This window comes from Herbaspirillum sp. YR522, from assembly GCF_000282575.1.
Lineage (GTDB): Bacteria > Pseudomonadota > Gammaproteobacteria > Burkholderiales > Burkholderiaceae_D > Herbaspirillum.
Genome location: NZ_AKJA01000101.1, coordinates 1 through 22,658, shown reverse-complemented (window position 1 = coordinate 22,658; position 22,658 = coordinate 1). Strand labels below are relative to the sequence as shown.

Here is a 22,658-nt window from a genome sequence, read left to right as displayed (position 1 = left end):
CGCCGCGTCCGGCACTGCATCAGCCGTGTTACTTCTTTTCTACCCACTGCAGCACCGGCTGCCACTGGTCGAGGTCGCGCTGCACACGCGAGGGTGCGATATCCCACAGGGTCAGGCCGTGCGCGGCGAGCTGGACGTAATTCTGCGTGTCGCGCAGGTATCCCAGCACCGGCAGCTTCAGGCCATCGATGAAACGATGCAACTGCTCGGCCGAGCGGGTACGTGCGTCGACCCGCATGCCGACGATGCCGACATCGATCTGGCCTTCGCGCACCGCCTTTTCATCGGCCAGGCGACGCAGGAAATCCTGGGTGGCGAGGATGTCGAAGATCGACGGCTGCAGCGGCACCAGTATCTTGTCGGCCATCTTCAGGGCATCCCCCAGGCGCCAGCCGTGCAAGCCGGCCGGCGTATCGAGCACCACATGCGACGTGCCCTTGGGCGGCTTGGCGATATAGTCCTCGCTGACCTCCCAGGTGGTGATCGGGCGCGCTTGCGGCGGGCGCAGGGCCAGCCAGGCGCGGGCGGATTGCTGGCGGTCGATATCGCCCAGCAGCACGCCATGCCCCTGGCTGGCGAAATACCCCGCCAGGTTGGTCGACAAGGTGGTCTTGCCGACACCTCCCTTGGGATTGGCCACGACGATGACAGGCATGTTTTTCTCCGTGAAGAACAGCGAACCGTAGCAAGACGAGACCGGCCGTCAGTGCAACAGGCCGGCCGGCGGCGGGCTCGGCTTCTTGCCCTCCAACGGCAGCGGCACCAGCGTGGCAACGGTCAGGTTGTCGTCCTTGAAATACTTGGCGGCCACCGCCTGCACCTGGGCCGGCGTGACCGTCTTGAGGCGGTCGATGATGCGCTCGATATTGCGTTGCCCGATGCCGGTGGTTTCCATCATGCCGATCTCCATGGCCTGGCCGAACACCGAATCGCGCTTGTAGACCTGGGCGGCGATCAATTGCGTCTTGACCCGCTGCAACTCCTGCTCGGATACGCCTTCGCTGGCGATGCGGGCGACTTCGCCGCGCAGCAGCGCTTCGAGCTGCTCGCTGCTCACGCCCTCGGCCGGGGTCCCCTCCAGCGTGAACATGACCGGCCCGCGGGCCACGCCCATGTAGCTGGCGCCGACGCTGGTGGCCTTGTTGCCGGTACGCACCAGGTTGGCGGTCAGGCGCGCGTTTTCATAGCCGTCGAGCACTGCCGAGAGTACATCGAGGGCATACGCCTCCTGGTCCTGCTCCACCTGGCGCAGCGCGGGCACCTTGAATCCCAGCACCACATAGGGGTTCTCGGCCGGCGCCTTGACCGTCACCCGACGCAGCCCCAGCTGCTGCGGCTCGTTCTGGGGCCGGCTGGCCGGGCGCGGGCGGGCGGCGATCTTGCCGAAGTATTTCCTGGCCAGCGCCAGCACGCGCTCGGCATCGACGTCGCCAGCCACCACCAGGGTCGCGTTGTTGGGCGCATACCATTGGCGATACCAGGCGGCGAGGTCCTGCACCTTCATGTTGTCGAGATCGTCCATCCAGCCGATCACCGGGTGGTGGTAGGGATGCGCGGTCCAGGCGACGGCGTTGAGCGCTTCGTTGAGCAAGCCCATCGGCTGGTCGTCGGTGCGCCAGCGGCGCTCTTCCATGACGACCCGGATTTCCTTGGAGAACTCGGCGGCATCGAACTGCAGGTTGGCCATGCGATCGGCCTCCAGCGCCATGATGGCTTCCAGGTGCGACTTCTCGATCTGCTGGAAATAGGCGGTGTAGTCGTTGGCGGTGAAGGCGTTCTCGCGCCCGCCCATCTCGGCCACCAGGCGGCTGAATTCGCCCACCTTGTGCTTGATGGTGCCCTTGAACATCATGTGTTCCAGCGCGTGCGAGATGCCGGTGGTGCCGTTGAGCTCATCCATCGAGCCCACCTTGTACCAGACCATCTGCACCGCGGTCGGGGCGCGCCGGTCTTCCTTGACCACCACCTTCATGCCATTGCCGAGTACGAACTCGCGGGCCGTTTGCGCCTGCGCCAGGGCGGCGCACATACCGAAAAGGCCGACGGCCAGGATTGCTGTGATCTTCAAATTCATGGGCTGGGCTCTGATAAAATGCGGGATTCTTCGACCCAGGCTGCCGCTCAGGTCTTATGGACGGGCAATTGTAACCTGTCCCATGCGCTTGTCAGGGCATGCCAGACCCGCCCGCGCCGCTGTCGTCACCCAACAGACCCATACGCCACCCGATGTTCAGTTTCTTCAAGAGAAAGCCGAAGCCGGAAGCCCAGCCGGAAGTGCCGCTGACGCCCCCGACGGCCCCCGAGACACCCGCCGCTCCCGCCGCATCCCCCGCCCCTGTCCCCAGCCCGGCTGCCACCGCGCCGGTCGTACTCGACGTGCCTACCCCGGCGGCGCTGGCCGCGGCCGCCGCCATCGAGGAGGCCGAAGCCGACATCGTGCCTGCGCCCGCACCGGCTCCCGAAGCCAAGCGGTCCTGGCTGACGCGGCTCAAGTCGGGGCTGTCCAAGACATCCAGCAACCTGACCACCTTGTTCGTCGGTGCCCGCATCGATGACGATCTCTATGAAGAACTCGAGTCGGCGCTGCTGGTGTCGGACGCCGGGGTCGACGCCACCCGCTGGTTGCTCGACGAGCTCAAGAAAAAGGTCAAGGCCGAACGCCTGACCGAGGCGGCCCAGGTACGCACGGCCCTGCGGGCACTGCTCATCGAGTTGCTGCGGCCGTTGCAACGGCCGCTGGTGCTGGGCCGCGAACAGCCGCTGGTGATGATGATCGCCGGCGTCAACGGCGCCGGCAAGACCACCACCATCGGCAAGCTGGCGCTGCACCTGCAGGCGCACCAGCAATCGGTGCTGCTGGCCGCCGGCGACACCTTCCGCGCCGCCGCGCGCGAACAGCTGGCGGTCTGGGGCGAGCGCAACAACGTCTCGGTGATCGCCCAGGAATCCGGCGACCCGGCGGCGGTGGCATTCGATGCCGTGCATTCGGCCCAGGCACGCGGCACCAACGTGGTGATGATCGACACCGCCGGACGCCTGCCCACCCAGTTGCACCTGATGGATGAACTCAAGAAGATCAAGCGGGTCATTGCCAAGGGCATGGCCTCGGCGCCGCACGAGATCCTGCTGGTGATCGACGGCAATACCGGCCAGAACGCGCTGGCCCAGGTCAAGGCCTTCGACGACGCCCTGGGACTGACCGGGCTGGTGGTGACCAAGCTGGACGGCACCGCCAAGGGCGGCATCCTGGCCGCCATCGCCAAGACCCGCCCGGTGCCGCTGTATTTCATCGGCGTGGGCGAGCAGATCGAGGATCTGCAGCCGTTCGACGCCACCGAATTCGTCGACGCCTTGCTGAGCTGAAAACCATAGATGATCGAATTTTCCCGGGTATCCAAGCAATATGCGCGCGAGGTGTACGCCCTGCGCGACATTTCGTTGTCGGTGCAGAAAGGCGAACTGCTGTTCCTGGCCGGACCTTCCGGTGCCGGCAAGTCGACGCTGCTGAAGATGATCGCAGCCATCGAGCGCCCCAGCGCCGGCAGCCTGTCGGTCAATGGCCAGGACATCGGCGCCATCAAGGCCTCCGGCCTGCCCTACCTGCGCCGCAACCTGGGACTGATCTTCCAGCAGCAGCGACTGCTGCTGGACCGCAACCTGCTGGCCAACGTGATGTTGCCCCTGATCGTCACCGGCGCCTCGCGCGCCGACGCCGAGCGCCGGGCCCGCGCCGCCCTCGACAAGGTCGACCTGCTCGACAAGGCTGGCTCGGAGCCGCAGGAGCTGTCGGGCGGCGAGCAGCAACGGGTGGCCATCGCCCGCGCCATCGTCAACCGTCCGCAGATCATCCTGGCCGACGAACCGACCGCCAACCTCGACCGCGCCAATGCCAACAAGGTATTGGCGGCATTGAAGTCGTTCCACGGCGTGGGCGTGACCTGCCTCATCTCGACCCATGACGAGCAATACCTGACCGGCGCCGACCGCATCGTCTACCTGGACCAGGGACGCATCGTCGACGGCTGGCATAACGGCGTGGCCAACCCGGTCGAGGTATCGCCATGAACTGGTTGCGCCAACACCTGGCCGCGATGGCCGACGCCCTGCGCCACCTGCTGCGCTCGCCAGGCAACTTCCTGCTCAACGTACTGGTGGTGTCGATCGCGCTGGCGCTGCCGTTCGCCGGCCTGTCGGCACTGGAAAACGTACGTCCGATTTCCGAACAGATGTCGGTCGAGCCCGAGATCAGCATCTTCATGAAGCTCGACGCCAGCCGCGAGACGGCCCAGGCCATGGGCCGCACCATCGAACAGGTACTCAAGCAGAGCGATACGGTGGGCAAGACCGAATTCGTCCCCCGCGAAAAGGCCTTCGACGCGCTCAAGAACAAGAGCGGCATGGGCGACGTCCTGGCCACGCTGGGCAGCAACCCCTTGCCCGACAGCTATGTGCTGCGCCTGCCCGGCTTCGAGAACGCCATGGACGCCGGTCGCGTCGATGACATCGCCGGCAAGCTCAAGGACCAGCCGGGCGTGGAGTCGGTGCAGATCGACTCGGCCTGGGTCAAGCGCCTGGCTGCGCTGCTGCGCATCTTGCGCCTGGTGCTGCTGTTCCTGGGCATGACGCTGGGCGCGGTGGTGGTGGCGGTGGTGTTCAATACCATCCGCCTGCAGGTGATGACCCAGAGCGAAGAGATCGAGGTATCGCGCCTGCTGGGCGCGACCCGGTCCTTCATCCACCGCCCCTTCTACTACACGGGCGCCTTGCTGGGCCTGTGCGCGGGCGTGGTGGCGCTGGGCCTGGTGGTGGCCGCGCAGCAGCCGCTGAACGCCGCCATCATCGATTTTGCGCACCTGTATGCGTCCGAATTCCAGCTGGCGCTGCCCAGCCCGGTGGCCATTGCCCTGCTGCTGGCCACCAGCGCCCTGCTGGGCTTGCTGGGGGCCATGATCTCGGTACGGCGCCACCTGGCACGCATGGGCTGAGCTGGCTGCTGCTGCGGCGGCTGTACCGCATCTTCGGCCGCCCTTCTGGATCTGGCGGATGATGCCGACCGGCTGCAAACTTTGTTACACCTTTTTGCGGCCGCATTTGACCGCCATCGCAACTTTGTTTCTCGAATTGCTTCTAAGATGGCAGGGATGAATGCAATCGTTATCAGAATTGCAATAGAGCGAGTCTATCGGGGCCTTCCAAAACTGCAATTAGCACTCTCAATTGACGAGTGCTAGAATACCTTATCGAAATGCTCCAGTTTTAGCATTACCGCCATCCGTACGTGGCTTTCCGTCGGGACCAAAGGAGAAATCAATGAAATCTGCGTCTGCACAAACTGCACTCATGCCGGTCGAGTCCAATGCGCTCGCGCTCGGTTTTTCCGGCACCCTGGGCAATATCGATGCATATATCTCGGCAGTCAATCGCCTGCCGATGCTGACTCACGAAGAAGAAATGAGCCTGGCTCGCAAGTTGCGCGACAACAATGACCTGGGCGCGGCCCAGAAGATGGTGTTGTCCCACTTGCGCCTGGTAGTGTCGATCGCCCGCGGTTACCTGGGCTATGGCCTGCCGCACGCCGACCTGATCCAGGAAGGCAATATCGGCCTGATGAAGGCGGTCAAGCGTTTCGATCCGGGCCAGAACGTGCGCCTGGTGTCGTACGCGATGCACTGGATCAAGGCCGAGATCCACGAGTACATCCTGAAGAACTGGCGCCTGGTGAAGGTCGCCACGACCAAGGCCCAGCGCAAGTTGTTCTTCAACCTGCGCAGCCACAAGTCGGGCCTGGACACCATGACACCGGCCCAGGTCGATGCATTGGCCAAGACGCTCGACGTCAAGCGCGAAGAAGTGATCGAGATGGAAACCCGCCTGTCGGGTCGCGACATCGCGCTGGAGTCGCCCACCGACGATGAAGATGACAAGTTCGCACCGATCGCGTACCTGTCTTCGGAGAGCTCGGAGCCGACCCGCGTAATGGAAGCCAAGCAGTACGATCGCATGCAGTCCGAAGGACTGGAAGCTGCACTGTCCAAGCTGGACGACCGCTCGCGTCGCATCGTCGAAGCGCGCTGGCTGGCCAACGACGACGGCTCAGGCGCCACGCTGCACGAGCTGGCCGACGAATTCGGCGTCTCGGCCGAGCGTATCCGCCAGATCGAAGCGGTGGCGCTGAAGAAGATGAAGACCTCGCTGCAGGCGTTTTCCTGATTGGCGACATTTATTCGCAGCAAACAGAAAAGGCACCCTCGGGTGCCTTTTCCTTTTTCCGCATCCGGGGCGGCCGGATCAGGACAACAGCAACTTGATATCGTGGGTCAGCGTCTGCGGCCCCTGGCCATGCTTGACGAACAGCCGGATGTGCCCCTGCGGGTCGAACACGTAGCTGCCAGCGGTATGGTCCATGGTATAGCTGCCCGGCTCCTTGCCCGGCACCTTCTGGTAGAACACCTTGAATTCGCGGCCGACCTTCTCGGTGGCGGCCGCGTCGCCGCGCAGGCCGAGGAAGCGCTTGTCGAACGCCGGCACGTACTGCGACAGGATCTGCTGCGTATCGCGCTCGGGATCGACGGTGACGAACAATACCTGCACGCGCTCGGCGTCGGCCCCCAGTTCCTTCATCACGTTGGCCATTTCCACCATGGTGGTGGGGCAGACGTCGGGGCATTGGGTATAGCCGAAGAACATGACCACCACCTTGCCCTTGAAGTCGGCCAGGGTGCGCGGCGTGCCGTTGTGGTCGGTCAGCGCGAAGTCCTTGGCGTAGTCGAGCCCGGTGACATCGGTGTTGTTGAACTTGGCCTCGGGCTTGGAGGGGCCGCATGCCACCAGCAGCGTGGTGCAGGCGGCCAGCAGCATGGCCCTCAGGATTGGCTTGATCATCGCTTAATCAGAAGGTACGGAACAGGAAATAATGGTCCACCAGCAGCACCGCGAACAGGATCGACAGGTAGATGATCGAGTAGGCGAACGCGCGACGGGCGACCAGGTCGGTGTAGTGCCGATAGATCTGCCACGAGAACCAGAAGAAGATCGCGTCCAGCACGATGGCCGTACCCAGGTAGATCAGGCCGCTCATGCCGATGGCAAACGGCAGCATGGTGGTGGCCACCAGGGCGATGGTGTACATCAGGATATGCAGCTTGGTCACTTCCATGCCGTGCGTGATGGGCAACATCGGCAGGCCCGACCTGGCGTAGTCGTCGCGACGGTACATGGCCAACGCCCAGAAATGCGGCGGGGTCCAGATGAAGATGATCATCACCAGCACCCATGCCTGCATCGGCACGTCATTGGCCATGGCCGCCCAGCCCAGCGCCGGCGGCATGGCGCCGGCCAGGCCGCCGATGACGATGTTCTGCGACGTCGCCGGCTTGAGCAGGATGGTGTAGATGATGGCGTAGCCGAGGAAGGTGGCAAAGGTCAGCCACATGGTCAGCGGATTGACCAGCGCATACAGCACCCACATCCCCAGGCCGCCCAGCACGCCCGAAAACACCAGCGTCTGCGGTACCGTGATCTCGCCGCGCGCCATCGGGCGCCGCGCGGTACGGGCCATGCGCGAGTCGATCTCGCGCTCGACCAGGCAGTTGATGGCGAATGCCGCCCCGGCCAGCAGCCAGATCCCCAGCGTGCCGAATACCACCTTGCGCCAATCCGGCAACTCGGGCGACGACAGGAACATGCCGATCACGGCACAGAACACGGCCAGCTGCGTCACGCGTGGCTTGGTCAGCGCCCAGTACTGGGCAATACGATTGGGTTGGGCAGTCAGAGTGGTCATGTCAGGTGGCAGCGGCTGGCGCATCGTCCGGGCTGGCGGCGCCAACGGGAGCGAATCTAGCCTTGTAGTTTAACATGACCAGTAACAGCACCAGCAGCGCCGCACCGCCGTTGTGCACCACGGCAATGGCCAGCGGCCAGTTGAAATAGATGGTGGCGAGCCCGGTGGCCAGCTGCAAACCGATGACCAGCAAGAGCCAGCGGGCGGTGCGACGCAGTCCGCCATCGCGCATTGCCCGGTGTGCCAGCCATACAACATACAAGATCACGACAAAGGCAAAACTGCGGTGCACCCAGTGGATCGCCGTGAGCGCCTGGAACGGCAGGTAGTCGCCTGCGGCCGTCATGCCCAGGTGACGCCAGAGTGTGAAACCGTGCTCGAAGTCCATGTCTGGCACCAGCTGGCCATTGCACAATGGAAAGTCGCTGCAGGCCAGCGCTGCATAATTGGTGCTGACCCAGCCGCCCAGGGCCACCTGCAGCACCAGCAACAGCAGGCCGACGGTGGCCGGCGCGGCCAGCGACCGTCCCACCCGGGTCAGCGGCAGGTGGGTCTCCTGGCGCGCCGCCATCCACGCCAGCATCGCCAGCAGGGTCAGGCCCAGCAACAGGTGGATGGTAACGATCACCGGTTGCAGCTTCATGGTTACGGTCCAGGCCCCGAAGGCGCCCTGCAGGCATACGAAACCCAACAGCGCGGTGGGAAAGCCGGGGCGGAAGTCGCGCGCGGTGCGGCGCGACTTGAGCCAGCGCTGCCAGGCGATCGCCACCATGGTGATGATCAGCACCCCGACCGCCATGGCCAGGTAGCGGTGCGTCATCTCGATCCAGGCCTTGGCCACCGTCACCGGCCCGGTCGGCATGGCCTCCTGGGCGGCGCTGATATGCTCGTGTGCCAACAACGGGTTGGAATGACCATAGCAACCCGGCCAGTCCGGGCATCCCAGGCCGGAATCGGTCAGGCGCGTGAAAGCGCCGAACATGATCAGGTCGAAGGTCAGGAACAGCGTCACCCACACCAGCTTGCGGTACTTGTTGGCGTCGTTGGAGACCCACACCAGCGTCAGCGGGATCAGCGCCACCAGGAGGCCCATCAGGCCCAATTGAATCAACATCGTTTGAATCTCTTCCCTAGAAAAATCGTCATGTCCGGCCCCGGCCCCGGGCCGTCAACCGATGGCCGAGGCCCGCAGCAGCTTGGAGATGTCCTTCTTCATGCGCCCCGGATCGGGATCCTTCGGAAAGCGCAGCATCAGGTTGCCCAGCGGGTCGATCAGGTAGATATGATCCTCGGCCATGGTGGTCGCCTCCACCGGCAGCCAGGAGCGCAGGCGCGCCGCATCCACCCGCAGCATGTCGGTACCGTCGAATTCGCGTATCAGCATGGTCTGCACCGGCTCGCGGTCGACGATCAGCCAGACGCGCTCGATGCGGTCCATTTCCTTACCTTGCATCAATCTGAGCTGGCGCATGGTGAACAGCTTGTTGCGACAAACCTCGGTACAGTCGCCGCGATCGACCTGCAGCATGACCCACTTGCCCCGGTAATCCTCGAGGCCCGCCCGATGGCCGTCCAGCGCCGTGCTGCCCAGGTCGGGGATCGGATGTTGCCGGGGATCGATCAGGGTCCCGTAGTTGTTGCGCCCTTGCGGCTTGATGACGTAATAGGTGAGATAGGATGCGATCATCGGCGCGGCGCACACGGCCACCACCAGCAACAACTTCCAGCGCCCGCGCCGGCGACGCCCCTGGTCTGCATCCGATACTGCTTCAGGCTTTGTCATTGCGTCCACGCTTGAATCCCGTCACAAGGAAAAAAATCAACGCCATCGCCGCCAGTGCGTACCACTGCAATGCATAGGCGCGGTGGCGGTCGACGCCCAGCGATGGTAGCGGCCAGTCGCGCACCAGCCCATCGTCGGACGCACCGGTCTGCTCGATGACCGCCGTCGACAGCGGCAGCGCGCTGGCCTCGGCCAGCGCCACGATATCCAGATTCTGCAGGATCGCCCCCGGCCGTGGCGTATCGGGCTGCCCCAACTGGAGCACATGACCGGCGCCCCGCCGCAGCACGCCCTGTATCCGGACCTCGCCGGCGGGCGTGCGCACCTGCGGCAGGCGGGTGCGATCGACCGCGTCGCGCGGTGCCCAGCCTCGTCCCACCATGACCACCTGGTCCGAGCCCGCTATCCTGAACGGCATCAGCACATGAAACCCGCTGACCCCGGCATGCGGCCGGTTCTCGAGATAGATGCTCCATTGCGGGATGAACCGGCCCGCCAGCAGCACCTGCCGGAACTCGGCCTGGTCGAGCGCGCTGTCGGGCGGCAGGGCCAGCAGGGGCGCCTGCCTGGCGCGCGACTCCAGGCGCTGCTGGATCTCGGTCTTTTCTTCGGCGCGACGACTCTGCCACTGGCCCAGCATGACGCCGGCGGCCGCGACCATCAAGGTGGCGCACAACGGTACCCAGCGAATTCGGAATCTGATTGGCATTACAATGGCCGGAAAATATTTAAACAGTCGCGTCAGCAATCGCCCCGCCCGGCGACCAGGCGCGGCAGGAGACAGAAGGATTTTACCCGTATGAAAATCTTCGTCGCGATTGCCTTCATCCTGATCCTCGCCAGCCTGGCGTCGGCGTTGATATTCCTGATGCGCGACAAGGGCAAGAGCAACCGCACGGTACAGGCGCTGACCTGGCGCGTGGGCCTGTCGGTGGGCCTGTTCCTGCTGATCCTGCTGTGCTACAAGCTGGGCTGGATCCAGCCCACCGGCATCCGCTAAAAAAAAGCCGCACCCCAGGTGCGGCTCGTGACGGGCGCCGACGCCGCCGTTGCGCTAGAGCCAGTACACCACCACGTACAGCCCCAGCCACACCACGTCGACGAAGTGCCAATACCAGGCTGCGCCCTCGAAGGCGAAATGATTGGTAGGTGTGAAATGGCCACGCAAGTGCCGATACAGCACCACCGACAGCATGATCGCCCCCATCGTCACGTGAAAGCCGTGAAAGCCGGTCAGCATGAAAAAGGTCGACCCATAGATGCCCGAGGTCAGCTTCAGGTTCAGCTCGCTATAGGCATGGATGTATTCATAGGCCTGGAAGCCCATGAAGATCGCGCCCAGCAAGATGGTCAGGAACAGCCATACCGAGGTGGCGCGTCGATGGCCGGCGCGCAGGGCGTGGTGCGACAGGGTCAGCGTCACGCCCGAGCTCAGCAGCAGCAAGGTATTGATGGTGGGGATCGGGAACGGTCCCATGACATTGAAGCTTTCGATGGTACCGGCCGGCCCGGTGCCGCCCCACTGCCCGGTATATTCGGGCCACAGCACCTTGTGGTCGAGGTCCGCCAGCCAGGGCATGGTGATGCTGCGGGCGTAGAACAACGCACCGAAGAAGGCGGCGAAGAACATCACCTCGGAGAAGATGAACCAGCTCATGCTCCAGCGATAGGACAGGTCGATACGTTCTCCGTACAGGCCCGATTCGGATTCGTGGATGGCCTCGCCGAACCAGTAGTACAGCACCACCAGCACCATCAGGATACCGACCAGGTTGACATACGGCGCCCAGGCGGCGCCATTGACCCAGGCCGATGCCCCGATCATGGTGACCAGCATCGAGATGCCAGCCAGCAGTGGCCAGCGCGATGGCCCCGGAACGAAGTAGTACGGCGCCTTGGCTTGCTGTGAACTCATGTGCTTCTCCCGATTCGGTTTCGAGGTATACCTGATCTATCGTGCCTGCATCCATTAAGCCTGCGCCAACACCAGCTTGACCACCAGCAACAGGCCCAGCACCAACAGGGCTGCTGCGATCACCCCGGCAATGAGCACATGCAACGGGTTCAGCCGCGCCGCATCCTGCTCGTAGCCGCGCTTGCCGCGCACGCCGAAGAACGACCACAGCACCGCCTTCATGGTGGCGCCGAACGATGCGCGGCGGCGGCTGGCCTGCTTCAGATCATCCATTGCCGCGGCCACCGATCTCGAAGAAGGTGTACGACAGCGTGATGGTGCTGACCTCCCGCGGCAAGCCGGGATCGATGTAGAACACCACCGGCATCTGCTTGGCCTGGTTCGGTCCCAGGGTCTGCTGGGTAAAGCAAAAGCACTCGACCTTCTTGAAGAAGGCCGCCGATTGCTGCGGCGCATAGCTGGGGATGGCCTGGGCGTCGACATTGCGCGCCTGGGTGTTGACCACCTCATAGGTCACCTGCACCATCTCGCCCGGATGCACCTTCATGCTGCTGACCGTGGGCCGGAAGCGCCACGGGCCTTGCGCATTGCCATCGAACTCGATGGTCACCGTGCGCGAGCGGTCGACCTGGGTATTGGTCGGCGCCTGGGCGGTGACGTCGCGCGGCGTCAACAGGTTCACGCCGGTCACTTCGCAGATCTTGCGGTACAAGGGGATCAGCGCGTAACCGAAACCGAACATCAATACCGCCACCACCAGCAGCTTGCGCAGCATCACACGGTTCAGGCCGAGGCCACGCCGTTCGCCGCTCATTTGGCAAACCAGATGCGGTTGATGAAAATACCGACGAAGAACGCCAGCGCCACCAGTGCCAGCAGCAGGCCGGTGCGCGCGTTGTTCGGTTTCTTGCGTTCAGGCATGGCGTCCCCAGTGAGGTGCAAGGCTTACTTGACGATGGGCGGCTCTTCGAAGGTATGGAAAGGCGCCGGGCTCGGCACCGTCCACTCCAGTCCCTCGGCGCCCTCCCAAGGCTTGGCCTCGGCCTTCTGGCCGCCCTTGATCGACGGGATCACCACGCAGAACAGGAAGTACACCTGCGACAGGCCGAAACCGAAGGCCCCGATCGACGCCACCATGTTGAAGTCGGTGAACTGCGCCGGGTAGTCGGCATAGCGCCGCGGCATGCCCGCCAGGCCCAGGAAGTGCATCGGGAAGAAGGTGACGTTGAAGGTGATCAGCGACGCCCAGAAGTGGAACTTGCCGCGCCATTCGTTGTACATGAAACCGGTCCACTTCGGGCCCCAGTAGTAAAACCCGGCGAACAGCGCAAACAGCGAGCCGGCCACCAGCACGTAGTGGAAGTGGGCCACCACGTAGTAGGTGTCCTGCATCTGGATGTCGATCGGCGTCACCGCCAGGATCAGCCCGGTGAAACCGCCCATGGTGAAGACGAAGATGAAGCCGACCGAGAACAGCATCGGCGTCTCGAAGGTCATCGAGCCGCGCCACATGGTGGCGATCCAGTTGAAGATCTTCACGCCGGTCGGTACCGCAATGAGCATCGTGGCGTACATGAAGAACAGCTGGGCCGTCACCGGCATGCCGGTGGTGAACATGTGGTGGGCCCAGACGATGAACGACAGGATCGCGATCGAGGCCGTGGCATACACCATCGACGCATAGCCGAACAGCGGCTTGCGGGCGAACGCCGGGATGATCTGCGAGACGATGCCGAAGGCCGGCAGGATCATGATGTAGACCTCGGGGTGGCCGAAGAACCAGAAGATATGCTGGTACATCACCGGGTCGCCGCCACCGGCGGCGTTGAAGAAGGAGGTGCCGAAATGACGGTCGGTCAGCGTCATGGTGATGGCGCCGGCCAGCACCGGCATGACGGCGATGAGCAGGTAGGCGGTGATGAGCCAGGTCCAGCAGAACATCGGCATCTTCATCAGCGTCATGCCCGGGGCGCGCATGTTGAGGATGGTGACGATGATGTTGATCGAACCCATGATCGAGGACGCGCCCATGATGTGCATGGCAAAGATGCCCATGTCCATGCCCGGTCCCATCTGGGTCGACAGCGGCGCATACAGCGTCCAGCCGGCGGCGGTGGCACCACCCGGCGCCAGGAACGAACCGGCCAGCAGCAGCGCGGCCGGCGGAAGCAGCCAGAACGAGAAATTGTTCATGCGCGCAAAGGCCATGTCGGAGGCGCCGATCTGCAGCGGAATCATCCAGTTGGCGAAGCCCACGAAGGCCGGCATGATGGCGCCGAACACCATCACCAGTCCGTGCATGGTGGTGAGCTGGTTGAAGAACTCGGGACGGAAGAACTGCAGCCCGGGATGGAACAGCTCGGCCCGGATCAGCAGGGCCAATACGCCACCCGACAACAGCATGGTGAACGAGAACCACAGGTACAGGCTGCCGATGTCCTTGTGGTTGGTGGCCAACAGCCAGCGCCGCCAGCCGTGCGGATGATCATGGTGGCCGTGCTCGTGCCCCGGATCGTGCGGATGGGCAGGTGCGTGGTCGACGGTGGTGGTCATGTTGCGGTCTCCGATGCGGTATGCGATGCGGTGTGCGCTTCGTGTTCGGTTATTTGCGGCTGGCCACGACTTCTGCCGGCTGGACGATGTTTTCCTGCGCCTTGTTCGACCAGCTGTTGCGGGTGTAGGTGATCACGGCGGCGATCTCGGTGTCGTTCAACACCCCCTTCCAGGGCGGCATGGCGTTCTTGCCGTTGAGGACCACGTTGATCTGCGCCGCGCGCGGGCCGTTGACCACCGGGTCGCCGTCTAGCGCCGGGAAGGTGCCTGGCGAGCCCTTGCCGCTGGCCTGGTGGCACACCGCGCAATTGGCCAGGTAGACCTTTTCGCCGCGCTGCTTGAGCTCGTCGATGGTCCAGGTCTTGCTCGGGTCATCGGCACTGGCGGCCATTTCCTTCTTCTTCTGGTCGACCCACTTCTTGTAGTCGGCATCGCTGACGACGTTGACCACGATCGGCATGAAGGCGTGGTCCTTGCCGCACAGCTCGACGCACTGGCCACGATAGGTGCCGATCTTCTCGGCCCGGAACCAGGTGTCGCGCACGAAGCCGGGGATGGCGTCCTGCTTCACGCCGAAGGCGGGAACGGTCCACGAGTGGATCACGTCATTGGCGGTGGTGACGATGCGCACCTTCTTGTTGACCGGCACCACCACCGGATTATCGACTTCGAGCAGGTAGTTGTCGTTCTTCTTGATGCTGGGGTCGGTGATCTGCTCGCGCGGCGTGGCCAGGTTGGACAGGAAAGAGATCCCCTCGCCTTCGCCCTTGAGGTAGTCGTAGCCCCATTTCCACTGCATGCCGGTGACCTTGATGGTGAGGTCGGCGTTGGAAGTGTCCTTCATGGCCACCACCGTCTTGGTGGCCGGCAGGGCCATGCCGATGACGATCAGGAAAGGCACCACGGTCCAGGCGATCTCGACGTAGGTGCTCTCGTGGAAGGTGGCCGGCTTGTGGCCCAGCGACTTGCGGTGCTTGAGGATCGAATAGAACATCACGCCAAACACCGCCACGAAGATCACCAGGCAGATGATCAACATCAGGGTGTGCAGGTCGTAGATCTGCTCGGCAATGCGGGTCACGGGCGGCTGGAAGTTCATCTGCATGACTGCCGGCCCTCCCTGGCTGTCAACCACCGCCAAGGCCGGCAGGGCCGCCATCAGCAATGATGATCCGAGGGTCAAGGTCTGAAGGCGCTTCGCATGTTTCATGGATTTCCTCAAAAGCCCGCGATGACAAGAATCTGGTTGGACCGACAGTCCACGATCGGCGCGCATGCAGCGGCAACGCCGGACGCAGCCCATCTAGCGACGGTAACGATCAGGATGGTCCAGGCCCCCTGGACGAAGAACGCCGACAGGTTCGTCAGCGATACGGTACAGAAAATTGCGGTGACCCACGCCTGCCGGCGTGGCGCAATCGAGCAATTGCGCTTCAATATCCATTCCCGCGTCTCCATAGCACCTCGCCAGCATCATAGTCGGTCGAGCGTGTCTCGTGGTCGAACCACCAGTAGACCATGCACTCGCCGTGGCGCGCGCAGTGTCCGCTATGCGGCTCTTTATATTTTTAACCATTTGAGTATAAGGGGTAACGCCGCGAACGATCAAGCAGCCGTCAGGCAGCCTCCCGGTGACATGTCGACAACTGTTGCATCAGCCGGCCCCGGCCGCGCTTATTTCCTCGGAAAGTCCAGCCGAATGATCGATTCGCCCGCCGCCGTGGTGCGCGGCACCGGACGGAAGGCATGGCCATAGACCACCTCGAAGGTCAGCGGTATCTTGCCGTCGCGAGCGCGCATGGCGTCCAGGGCCTGCAGCAAATGCTGGTACTGGCTGCGCGAAAGCAATCCGCGGCGCCGGTTTTCGAGTGGGTTGCCGCCCCAGGCGCGGACATCGGCCAGCAGCCGCTGCGGCGTGTCGTAGGTGACGGTGATGGTTTCCATATCCATCACCGGCGTGGAGAAGCCGGCATTGACCAGCATGTCGCCGAAATCGTGCATGTCGACGAAGGGCAAGGTATGCGGCGCAAGATCGATGCGCTCGAAGGCCGAGCGCACCTCGCGCAGGCTATCGGGCCCGAAACAGGAAAACATCAGCAAACCTTCGACCCGCAGTACGCGGCGCCATTCGGCAAATACCCGGTCCGGCTGAGGATGCCAGTGCAACGCCAGGTTGGACCAGACCAGGTCCAGGCTGTTGGGGGCCAGCGGCAGTTGCGCAAAGTCGCCGCAGGCCAGCTGCGGGCCGTTGGACGAGGAGGTTCCGAGCCAACGGTTGACCGATCCGAACAAGCGGTCCAGCGACGACTGTGCACTGCGCTGATGTTGCGCCGCTACATCGAGCATGCCAAGCGCGCCATCCAGGCCCAGCACCTGCGCCTGCGGATAGCGTTTTTGCAACACCGGCAGGTCGGCGCCCTCGCCGCAGCCGGCGTCCAGGACCTGGCGCGGCTCGATCCTGACCAGTGCCAGCCGCTCCTGCATCCGGTTCGATACCTCGCGGCGCAGGAAGTCCGACTCCGCCACCCGCTGGGGCCGGCCGAAATGGCGACGCACCAGCGGCAGGTCGATCGGTGCGCTGAGCTTGGCGCTGGCGGAAGGTGGGGCAACGGACATCGGCGGGCGGGACTGGTGAGATAATTGCGCGTAGTTTAGTCGAAATCCTTTTTTCCCGGGCGCACCATGATCAGCAAACCGCATAAGCCGGCCACACCCGGCAAACCGCCATTGAACGCGCTCGAGCGTGCGCGCCAGAACGCGGCGCAGAAAGCGGCGCTGAAAAACGCGGCCAAGCCGGGCCGCAACTGGCTGCTGCGTACGCTGGCACGCGTGCCCCGCCTGTTGCCGTCGAGCTGCGTGCTGTGCGGCCAGGATGGGCGCGATACCCTCTGCGCACCTTGCCGCCAGCGTTTCTTCACGCGCCAGCACCGGCGTTGCGTGCAATGCGCCCTGCCCATGCCGGTGACCGGCAGGGATCCACGCTGCGGCGCCTGCCTCAAGGACCGTCCCGCATTCGACGCCACCATCGTCGCCACCGACTACATCGGCCCGGCCGACCAGATGGCGTTGGCATTGAAGTTCGGCGGCGACCTGCGGGTAGCGCCCCTGCTGGCCGACCTGATCGGCAACGCGGCGCTGCGCGACCCGCTGCCGGGCAGCGACATCCGGTTGCCCCTGCCGACCATGCTGGCACCGGTGCCGCTGGGCACGGCCAGGCTGCGCGAGCGCGGGTTCAACCAGGCGCTCGAGATCGCTCGGCCGCTGTCGCGCCTGCTCGAGATCGACTTGCATCCGCAATTGCTGGAGCGGGTGCGCGACACCCAGGCCCAATCCGGCCTGCCACTGTCGGCGCGGGCGCGCAACACCCGCAATGCGTTTGCCGTGCCCTATCGACTGTCGGACCACGTCAAGGGACGCCACGTGGGTATCGTCGACGATGTCATGACCACCGGCCAGACGCTCAACGAAGTGGCCATCATCCTCAAGCGCCACGGCGCCAAGCGCGTGACCAACCTGGTCTTCGCGCGGACCCTGGCCTTGTAGGCCATCCCTTTCATCTGGAGAAGCATTTGTTTCACGTCGTACTGGTCGAACCCGAGATCCCGCCCAACACCGGCAACATCATCCGCCTGTGCGCCAATACCGGCGTCCAGTTGCACCTGATCGAACCGCTCGGCTTTCCGCTCGACGACGCCAAGATGCGTCGCGCAGGGCTGGATTACCACGACTACGCCACCATGCAGGTGCATCCCGACTGGAACAGCTTCCTGGCGCGTCGCCGCGCCGATCCGCTGTTCGACCCCACGCGCATGTTCGCCATGACCACCCACGGCTCGACGCCCTTCGCGGGGTTGGCCTTCCAACCTGGCGACACCTTCGTGTTCGGGGCCGAAACCCGTGGCCTGGCGCCGCAGTTGCGCGAGTCGTTTGCCCCCGGCCAACGCATCCGACTGCCGATGCGGCCCGACAATCGCAGCCTGAACCTGTCCAATACGGTAGCGGTGGTGGTGTACGAGGCCTGGCGGCAGAACGGCTACGCCGGCGGTAGTTGAGACGCCGCGGCACAGGCTGCCGCCGCAAACGGTCGGTCGACGTTCAACACAAAAAAATGCCGTCCGGCGTGCAAGCGGACGGCATTTGTTCACCTGGCCGGCATTGGTCCGGGCCAGGGCCTGTCTATCCCAGCAGCAATGCGTCGTCGGCCAGCTTCTCGCCACGGGTCTGCTCGAACATGCGCAGCAGGTCCGGCACATCCAGCCCGGCGCGCTCCTGGCCGGCCACGTCGAGCACCACCCGTCCCTGGTGCAGCATCACGGTGCGATCGCCATAGTCGAGCGCCTGGCGCATGCTGTGCGTCACCATCATGGCGGTGAGCTTGCTCTCGGTGACGATCTTGGCCGTCAGTTCCATCACGAAGGCGGCAGTCTTGGGGTCGAGCGCGGCGGTATGTTCGTCCAGCAACAGGATGCGCGATGGCTGCAGCGACGCCATCAACAGGCTCACCGCCTGGCGCTGGCCGCCGGACAGCAGGCCGATGCGGTCGGTCAGGCGATTCTCGAGGCCCAGGTTGAGGATCGCCAGCTTCTCGCGAAACAGTTCGCGCATCTTGCCGCGAATGGCGAAGTTGAACCCCCGACGGCGCCCGCGCGCCATCGCCAGGGCCATGTTCTCTTCGATGGTCAGGGCTTCGCAGGTACCGGCCATCGGGTCCTGGAACACCCGCGCCACCAGTCCGGCCCGGTCCCACGCCTGTTTGCGGGTGACGTCGACCTCGTCGATCTCGATCTTGCCCGAATCCATCAGCAGGTCGCCCGAGATGGCGTTGAGGAAGGTCGACTTGCCGGCGCCGTTGGAGCCGATCACGGCCACGAACTGGCCGGTAGGGATTTCCAGCGACAGGCCACGCAAGGCAGGATTCTCGATCGGCGTGCCGGGGTTGAAGGTGATCTTGAGATCATTGGCTTTGAGCATCTCAGGCTCCCTTCTTGAGCAGTTTCAGCTTGCGCTTGCCCATCGGCAGCACCAGCGCCAGCATCACCAGCACCGCCGTGACCAGGTTCAGGTCTTGCGCCTGCAGTCCGATGAAGTCGCTGTTGAGCGCCAGCGCGATGAAGAAACGGTACAGGATCGCCCCCAGGATGACGGCCAGCGTGGTCCACACCAGGCGCCGTGCCGGCAGGATGTTTTCGCCGATGATCACCGCCGCCAGGCCGATGACGATGGTGCCGATGCCCATCGAGATGTCGGCGCCGCCCTGGGTCTGCGCAAACAGCGCACCGGCGAACGCCACCAGTGCGTTGGCCAGCGCCATGCCGGCCAGCGTGGCGCGCCCGGTGGCGATGCCCTGGGCGCGCGCCATGCGCGCATTGGCGCCGGTGGCGCGCATGGCCAGGCCGATCTCGGACGAGAAGAACCAGTCCAGCAGCAATTTGACACCGGTCACCACCACCAGCAGGATCAGCGGACGGGCGATGTAGTCGGGGATCCACGCCGGCTCGAGCACGGTGAAGATGGTCGGTTCGGAAATGAGCGGGATATTCGGCTTGCCCATGACCCGCAGGTTGATCGAATACAGGGCGATCATCATCAGGATGCTGGCCAGCAGGTCCATGATCTTCAGGCGCACATTGAGCCATGCGGTGATGAAGCCGGCCAGGGCGCCGGCCAGGATTGCCACGAAGGTCGACAGGAAGGGATCGAACCCGGCCGCGATCATGGTCGCGGCGACGGCGCCGCCCAACGGGAAGCTGCCGTCCACGGTGAGATCGGGGAAGACCAGAATGCGGAACGAAATCAGCACTCCGAGGGCGACCAGGCTGAAGATCAGGCCGATCTCGAGCGCGCCCCACAGGGTATACAACGACATGACAGGACTTTCAAAAAAAACACATTCGGCATTGGCGTGTTGCGCAAATGCCGAATGTCTTCTGCTGGGCGCCCGCCGCCAGGGCGGGCGCCCGTCTTCAGTTCAGGACCTTGGTGGCCGACTTCAGGAACTCCGGCGCCAGGGTCACGCCTTGCTTCTGGGCGGCGGCGGTGTTGATGTACAGCTCCAGGTTCTTGCTGGTGGACGACGCGATGTCACCGGCTTTCTCACCCTTGAGGATACGCGCCACGACCTTGCCGGTCTGGCGGCCGAGGTCGTAGAAGTTCACCCCCAGGGCCGCCACCGCACCGCGCTTGACGCTGCCGGTGTCGGACGCCACCAGCGGGATCCTGGCGTCGTTGCAGACCTTGGCCAGCGACTCGAATACCGAGACCACGTTGTTGTCGGTGGTGCTGTACATCACATCGATCTTGCCGATCAGGCTCTTGGCGGCAGGCGCCACATCGACCGAACGGGGCGCGGCAGCCTCGACCAGGGTGATGCCCTGCTTGTGCAGCTCGCCCTTGATGTTGTTGAGCGCCGAGACCGAATTGGCTTCGCCCGGATTGTAGACGATACCGACGCGCTTGGCATTGGGTACCACGCGCTTGATGATCTCGACCTGCTTGACCGGGTCGAGCATGTGCGACAGGCCGGTGACGTTGGTGCCGGAAGGCTTCCAGTCCTTGACCAGTTGCGCCGCCATCGGGTCGGCAATGGCCGAATAGACCACCGGGATGGTCTTGGTGGACGCTACCATCGGCTGTGCCGACGGGGTGCCGATCACCACGATGGCGTCCGGATTGTCACCGACGAATTTCTTGGCGATCTGGCCGGCGGTGCCGGCATTGCCCTGCGCGCTCTGGAAATCCCACTTGAGGTTCTTGCCGGGCTCGAAGCCTTCGGCGATCAGTTCGTCCTTGGTACCGTCGCGCACGGCGTCGAGCGCCGGGTGTTCGACGAAGGAAGTAATGGCGACCACCTTGTCGGCCGCCAGGGCACCGGCGCACACGACGCCCAGCGCCAGCGCGCCTGCAATGGCGCGCAACGATGTGGATAACTTAAACACGGTCCTCTCCTCTTTCAGTGGTGTCGTGGCCTGGGCGACGGCGTCGCCTGGCCCCTTATCGTGAATTTGACGCGATCAATCCCGGCAAAACCCTACGCTGCCGCCCCCTTGGCCGGTGGCGGCAGGCGCTACTTTAACTTATTGCTTGATGACCGTCTTGGCCGACTTCACCAGTTCGGGCGACAGTGTCACACCCTGCTTCTGGGCGGCGCCGGTGTTGACGAACAATTCCAGCTTGCTGCTGGTGGCCGAGGCGATGTCGCCCGGCTTTTCACCCTTGAGCACCCGTACCACCACCTTGCCGGTCTGGCGGCCCAGGTCGTAGTAGTTCACCCCCAGCGCGGCGATGGCGCCACGCTTGACGCTGTCGGTATCGGACGCCACCAGCGGGATCTTGGCATCGTTGCCGACCTTGACCAGCGCCTCATAGGCCGACACCACGTTGTTGTCGGTATTGGTATAGATCACATCGACCTTGCCGATCAGGCTCTTGGCGGCGCTGCCGACATCGACCGAACGCGGCGCGGCCGCTTCCACCAGGGTCATGCCGGACTTGCCCAGCAGTTCCTTGAACGCCTTGACCACCACCGCCGAATTGGCTTCGCCCGGGTTGTAGACCATGCCCACGCGCTTGGCCGCCGGCACGATCTTCTTGATCAGTTCGAGCTGCTTGTCCAGTTCGAGCACGTCGGACACGCCGGTGACATTGGTGCCGGAAGCCTTCCAGTCCTTCACCAGTTGCGCGGCCACCGGGTCGGTCACGCCGGAGTAGATCACCGGGATGGTCTTGGTGGCGGCCACCAGCGCCTGCGCCGACGGCGTGGCGATGGCCACGATCGCGTCGGGCTTGTCACCGACGAACTTGCGGGCGATCTGGGCCGCGGTACCGGTATTGCCCTGGGCGCTCTGGTAATCCCACTTCAGGTTCTTGCCGGCCTCGAAGCCGGCGTCCTTGAGCTCATCCTTGACGCCGTCACGTACGGCGTCGAGCGCCGGATGCTCGACGATCGCGGTGACCGCCACCGACTTGTCGGCCGCCATCGCGGGCGCGCTGCAGACCGCGGCCAGGGTCAATGCGCCAACCAGCGCGCGCAGTGTCATGTTGCTCGAGTAGTAGGACATGGATTGCCTCGTGAAAGTGGTGGCCAATGGGCGAAAAGTGGGTAAGTCTAGCCTAGCGCACCCCAACAATCAATTTGCGCGGCGTCATTATCGGGCTGGAGCCCACGTCCAGGCTCAATGGCGGCAGTTGCTATAATCGCCCGGCGCCCGTGGGGGGCGCGACGGAACAACACAAAGGAATGCACATGAAGCAGTTGATGCAACACGGCGTGGCGGCACTGGCCCTGGCAACGGCAATGGCCGCACCGGCCTTGGCGCAGGCCCATGAATACCATGTCGGCAAGCTGGACATCGGCCACCCCTATGCACGCGCTACCGTGCCCGGCCAGCCGGCCGGCGGCGCCTATCTCAGCATCGAGAACAAGGGCACTGCAGCCGACCGCCTGGTGGCCCTGTCCACACCGGCGGCCAAGACCACCGAGATCCATACGATGGCCATGGAAGGCAATGTGATGAAGATGCGCGCAGTCGACGGCGCGCTGGAAATCAAACCCGGCCAGAAGATCAGCATGCAGCCAGGCAACGGCTATCACATCATGCTGATGGGGCTGGCCAAGCCGCTGGCGG

At 64.1% G+C, this 22,658-nt stretch carries 27 protein-coding genes; 8 read left to right on the top strand and 19 right to left on the bottom strand.

Going from position 1 to position 22,658, the window contains the following annotated elements; translation table 11 throughout:
- Window positions 1-28: 28 nt before the first annotated feature.
- Window positions 29-655: a ParA family protein gene (locus PMI40_RS12395; protein WP_008115777.1), complete on the bottom strand. Its 627-nt coding sequence runs from the start codon at window positions 653-655 to the stop codon at window positions 29-31.
- 48 nt (window positions 656-703) lie between these two features.
- Window positions 704-2,074 (bottom strand): pitrilysin family protein, encoded by a 1,371-nt coding sequence (locus PMI40_RS12390; protein ID WP_008115775.1) that lies wholly within the window; start codon window positions 2,072-2,074, stop codon window positions 704-706.
- Between the two features lie 152 nt (window positions 2,075-2,226).
- Here PMI40_RS12390 and ftsY point away from each other — a divergent pair, with 152 nt between their 5' ends.
- The 4 genes from ftsY to rpoH all read left to right on the top strand — a co-directional run bounded on the left by ftsY (window position 2,227) and on the right by rpoH (window position 6,210).
- Window positions 2,227-3,363: a signal recognition particle-docking protein FtsY gene (ftsY, locus tag PMI40_RS12385; protein ID WP_008115774.1), complete on the top strand. Its 1,137-nt coding sequence runs from the start codon at window positions 2,227-2,229 to the stop codon at window positions 3,361-3,363.
- 9 nt (window positions 3,364-3,372) lie between these two features.
- Window positions 3,373-4,065 (top strand): cell division ATP-binding protein FtsE, encoded by a 693-nt coding sequence (locus PMI40_RS12380; RefSeq protein WP_008115773.1) that lies wholly within the window; start codon window positions 3,373-3,375, stop codon window positions 4,063-4,065.
- Window positions 4,062-4,985, top strand: a complete 924-nt coding sequence (gene ftsX, locus PMI40_RS12375; RefSeq protein ID WP_008115772.1) for a permease-like cell division protein FtsX — start codon at window positions 4,062-4,064, stop codon at window positions 4,983-4,985. The genes PMI40_RS12380 and ftsX overlap by 4 nt, the downstream gene beginning before the upstream one ends.
- A gap of 325 nt (window positions 4,986-5,310) precedes the next feature.
- Entirely contained in the window at window positions 5,311-6,210 is a 900-nt protein-coding gene (gene rpoH / locus PMI40_RS12370) for an RNA polymerase sigma factor RpoH (protein WP_008115771.1), read from the top strand.
- 78 nt (window positions 6,211-6,288) lie between these two features.
- Here rpoH and PMI40_RS12365 read toward each other — a convergent pair whose 3' ends face one another.
- From PMI40_RS12365 to PMI40_RS12345, 5 genes are read right to left on the bottom strand one after another with little or no spacing between them, the layout of a single operon-like run.
- Entirely contained in the window at window positions 6,289-6,882 is a 594-nt protein-coding gene (locus PMI40_RS12365) for an SCO family protein (protein ID WP_008115770.1), read from the bottom strand.
- A 7-nt stretch (window positions 6,883-6,889) separates the two neighbouring features.
- Window positions 6,890-7,783, bottom strand: coding sequence for a heme o synthase (gene cyoE, locus PMI40_RS12360; protein ID WP_008115769.1), 894 nt, complete (start codon window positions 7,781-7,783; stop codon window positions 6,890-6,892).
- A gap of 1 nt (window position 7,784) precedes the next feature.
- Window positions 7,785-8,897 (bottom strand): heme A synthase, encoded by a 1,113-nt coding sequence (locus PMI40_RS12355; RefSeq protein WP_008115768.1) that lies wholly within the window; start codon window positions 8,895-8,897, stop codon window positions 7,785-7,787.
- 54 nt (window positions 8,898-8,951) lie between these two features.
- The gene (locus PMI40_RS12350) at window positions 8,952-9,566 is read right to left on the bottom strand and encodes a redoxin domain-containing protein (RefSeq protein WP_008115767.1); all 615 of its coding nucleotides are present in this window, start codon (window positions 9,564-9,566) and stop codon (window positions 8,952-8,954) included.
- A complete protein-coding gene (locus PMI40_RS12345; RefSeq protein WP_040501982.1) occupies window positions 9,553-10,275 on the bottom strand; it encodes an SURF1 family protein in 723 nt (240 codons plus the stop codon). Before PMI40_RS12345 ends, PMI40_RS12350 begins: the two co-directional genes overlap by 14 nt.
- 90 nt (window positions 10,276-10,365) lie before the next feature.
- On the opposite strand from PMI40_RS12345, the gene PMI40_RS12340 reads away from it, so the two are divergent.
- On the top strand, window positions 10,366-10,566 hold the full coding sequence (locus PMI40_RS12340; RefSeq protein ID WP_008115765.1) for a twin transmembrane helix small protein: 201 nt from the start codon (window positions 10,366-10,368) through the stop codon (window positions 10,564-10,566).
- A 54-nt stretch (window positions 10,567-10,620) separates the two neighbouring features.
- On the opposite strand, the gene PMI40_RS12335 is transcribed toward PMI40_RS12340, so the two are convergent.
- From PMI40_RS12335 to PMI40_RS12305, 8 genes are all read right to left on the bottom strand, one after another.
- A complete protein-coding gene (locus tag PMI40_RS12335; RefSeq protein WP_008115764.1) occupies window positions 10,621-11,481 on the bottom strand; it encodes a cytochrome c oxidase subunit 3 in 861 nt (286 codons plus the stop codon).
- 54 nt (window positions 11,482-11,535) lie between these two features.
- The gene (locus tag PMI40_RS12330; protein ID WP_008115763.1) at window positions 11,536-11,754 is read right to left on the bottom strand and encodes a DUF2970 domain-containing protein; all 219 of its coding nucleotides are present in this window, start codon (window positions 11,752-11,754) and stop codon (window positions 11,536-11,538) included.
- Entirely contained in the window at window positions 11,747-12,295 is a 549-nt protein-coding gene (locus PMI40_RS12325) for a cytochrome c oxidase assembly protein (RefSeq protein ID WP_008115762.1), read from the bottom strand. The genes PMI40_RS12330 and PMI40_RS12325 overlap by 8 nt, the downstream gene beginning before the upstream one ends.
- Entirely contained in the window at window positions 12,292-12,402 is a 111-nt protein-coding gene (locus PMI40_RS24380) for a cytochrome oxidase small assembly protein (protein ID WP_008115761.1), read from the bottom strand. The genes PMI40_RS12325 and PMI40_RS24380 overlap by 4 nt, the downstream gene beginning before the upstream one ends.
- 24 nt (window positions 12,403-12,426) lie before the next feature.
- Complete coding sequence (gene ctaD, locus PMI40_RS12320; protein WP_008115760.1) at window positions 12,427-14,034, bottom strand: cytochrome c oxidase subunit I; 1,608 nt, start codon at window positions 14,032-14,034, stop codon at window positions 12,427-12,429.
- 49 nt (window positions 14,035-14,083) lie between these two features.
- Window positions 14,084-15,244, bottom strand: coding sequence for a cytochrome c oxidase subunit II (gene coxB / locus PMI40_RS12315; RefSeq protein ID WP_008115759.1), 1,161 nt, complete (start codon window positions 15,242-15,244; stop codon window positions 14,084-14,086).
- A gap of 8 nt (window positions 15,245-15,252) precedes the next feature.
- Entirely contained in the window at window positions 15,253-15,492 is a 240-nt protein-coding gene (locus tag PMI40_RS22950) for a DUF2244 domain-containing protein (RefSeq protein WP_008115758.1), read from the bottom strand.
- Between the two features lie 216 nt (window positions 15,493-15,708).
- Entirely contained in the window at window positions 15,709-16,650 is a 942-nt protein-coding gene (locus PMI40_RS12305) for a methyltransferase domain-containing protein (RefSeq protein WP_008115757.1), read from the bottom strand.
- 66 nt (window positions 16,651-16,716) lie between these two features.
- Between PMI40_RS12305 and PMI40_RS12300 the strand changes: the two genes are divergently transcribed.
- Both PMI40_RS12300 and PMI40_RS12295 read left to right on the top strand, forming a co-directional pair.
- Window positions 16,717-17,577, top strand: coding sequence for a ComF family protein (locus PMI40_RS12300; RefSeq protein ID WP_008115756.1), 861 nt, complete (start codon window positions 16,717-16,719; stop codon window positions 17,575-17,577).
- Between the two features lie 26 nt (window positions 17,578-17,603).
- Window positions 17,604-18,086 carry a tRNA (cytidine(34)-2'-O)-methyltransferase gene (locus PMI40_RS12295; RefSeq protein ID WP_008115755.1) on the top strand — a complete coding sequence of 161 codons (483 nt, stop codon included), beginning with the start codon at window positions 17,604-17,606 and terminating at the stop codon, window positions 18,084-18,086.
- Between the two features lie 124 nt (window positions 18,087-18,210).
- Here the strand turns inward: PMI40_RS12295 and PMI40_RS12290 are convergent, their stop codons facing one another.
- The 4 genes from PMI40_RS12290 to PMI40_RS12275 form a co-directional block, all read right to left on the bottom strand.
- Window positions 18,211-19,005, bottom strand: coding sequence for an ABC transporter ATP-binding protein (locus PMI40_RS12290; RefSeq protein ID WP_008115754.1), 795 nt, complete (start codon window positions 19,003-19,005; stop codon window positions 18,211-18,213).
- A gap of 1 nt (window position 19,006) precedes the next feature.
- On the bottom strand, window positions 19,007-19,900 hold the full coding sequence (locus PMI40_RS12285; RefSeq protein WP_008115753.1) for an ABC transporter permease: 894 nt from the start codon (window positions 19,898-19,900) through the stop codon (window positions 19,007-19,009).
- Window positions 19,901-19,997: 97 nt separating this feature from the next.
- Window positions 19,998-20,969 carry an ABC transporter substrate-binding protein gene (locus PMI40_RS12280; RefSeq protein ID WP_008115752.1) on the bottom strand — a complete coding sequence of 324 codons (972 nt, stop codon included), beginning with the start codon at window positions 20,967-20,969 and terminating at the stop codon, window positions 19,998-20,000.
- A gap of 138 nt (window positions 20,970-21,107) precedes the next feature.
- Window positions 21,108-22,091, bottom strand: coding sequence for an ABC transporter substrate-binding protein (locus PMI40_RS12275; protein WP_008115751.1), 984 nt, complete (start codon window positions 22,089-22,091; stop codon window positions 21,108-21,110).
- A gap of 185 nt (window positions 22,092-22,276) precedes the next feature.
- Here PMI40_RS12275 and PMI40_RS12270 point away from each other — a divergent pair.
- Window positions 22,277-22,658 (top strand): copper chaperone PCu(A)C (locus PMI40_RS12270; protein ID WP_008115750.1); only part of this gene is annotated, 382 nt, incomplete at its 3' end.

Coding starts and splice junctions, on each gene's coding strand:
- PMI40_RS12340 (WP_008115765.1), top strand. CDS start 10,366: ATGAAAATCTTCGTCGCGATTGCCTTCATCCTGATCCTCGCCAGCCTG.
- PMI40_RS12365 (WP_008115770.1), bottom strand. CDS start 6,882: ATGATCAAGCCAATCCTGAGGGCCATGCTGCTGGCCGCCTGCACCACG.
- PMI40_RS12355 (WP_008115768.1), bottom strand. CDS start 8,897: ATGTTGATTCAATTGGGCCTGATGGGCCTCCTGGTGGCGCTGATCCCG.
- PMI40_RS12325 (WP_008115762.1), bottom strand. CDS start 12,295: ATGAGCGGCGAACGGCGTGGCCTCGGCCTGAACCGTGTGATGCTGCGC.
- PMI40_RS12335 (WP_008115764.1), bottom strand. CDS start 11,481: ATGAGTTCACAGCAAGCCAAGGCGCCGTACTACTTCGTTCCGGGGCCA.
- PMI40_RS12395 (WP_008115777.1), bottom strand. CDS start 655: ATGCCTGTCATCGTCGTGGCCAATCCCAAGGGAGGTGTCGGCAAGACC.
- PMI40_RS22950 (WP_008115758.1), bottom strand. CDS start 15,492: ATGGAGACGCGGGAATGGATATTGAAGCGCAATTGCTCGATTGCGCCA.
- ftsX (WP_008115772.1), top strand. CDS start 4,062: ATGAACTGGTTGCGCCAACACCTGGCCGCGATGGCCGACGCCCTGCGC.
- PMI40_RS12305 (WP_008115757.1), bottom strand. CDS start 16,650: ATGTCCGTTGCCCCACCTTCCGCCAGCGCCAAGCTCAGCGCACCGATC.
- PMI40_RS24380 (WP_008115761.1), bottom strand. CDS start 12,402: ATGCCTGAACGCAAGAAACCGAACAACGCGCGCACCGGCCTGCTGCTG.
- PMI40_RS12290 (WP_008115754.1), bottom strand. CDS start 19,005: ATGCTCAAAGCCAATGATCTCAAGATCACCTTCAACCCCGGCACGCCG.
- PMI40_RS12275 (WP_008115751.1), bottom strand. CDS start 22,091: ATGTCCTACTACTCGAGCAACATGACACTGCGCGCGCTGGTTGGCGCA.
- coxB (WP_008115759.1), bottom strand. CDS start 15,244: ATGAAACATGCGAAGCGCCTTCAGACCTTGACCCTCGGATCATCATTG.
- PMI40_RS12350 (WP_008115767.1), bottom strand. CDS start 9,566: ATGACAAAGCCTGAAGCAGTATCGGATGCAGACCAGGGGCGTCGCCGG.
- cyoE (WP_008115769.1), bottom strand. CDS start 7,783: ATGACCACTCTGACTGCCCAACCCAATCGTATTGCCCAGTACTGGGCG.
- PMI40_RS12285 (WP_008115753.1), bottom strand. CDS start 19,900: ATGTCGTTGTATACCCTGTGGGGCGCGCTCGAGATCGGCCTGATCTTC.
- PMI40_RS12390 (WP_008115775.1), bottom strand. CDS start 2,074: ATGAATTTGAAGATCACAGCAATCCTGGCCGTCGGCCTTTTCGGTATG.
- rpoH (WP_008115771.1), top strand. CDS start 5,311: ATGAAATCTGCGTCTGCACAAACTGCACTCATGCCGGTCGAGTCCAAT.
- PMI40_RS12380 (WP_008115773.1), top strand. CDS start 3,373: ATGATCGAATTTTCCCGGGTATCCAAGCAATATGCGCGCGAGGTGTAC.
- ftsY (WP_008115774.1), top strand. CDS start 2,227: ATGTTCAGTTTCTTCAAGAGAAAGCCGAAGCCGGAAGCCCAGCCGGAA.
- PMI40_RS12330 (WP_008115763.1), bottom strand. CDS start 11,754: ATGGATGATCTGAAGCAGGCCAGCCGCCGCCGCGCATCGTTCGGCGCC.
- PMI40_RS12345 (WP_040501982.1), bottom strand. CDS start 10,275: ATGCCAATCAGATTCCGAATTCGCTGGGTACCGTTGTGCGCCACCTTG.
- ctaD (WP_008115760.1), bottom strand. CDS start 14,034: ATGACCACCACCGTCGACCACGCACCTGCCCATCCGCACGATCCGGGG.
- PMI40_RS12300 (WP_008115756.1), top strand. CDS start 16,717: ATGATCAGCAAACCGCATAAGCCGGCCACACCCGGCAAACCGCCATTG.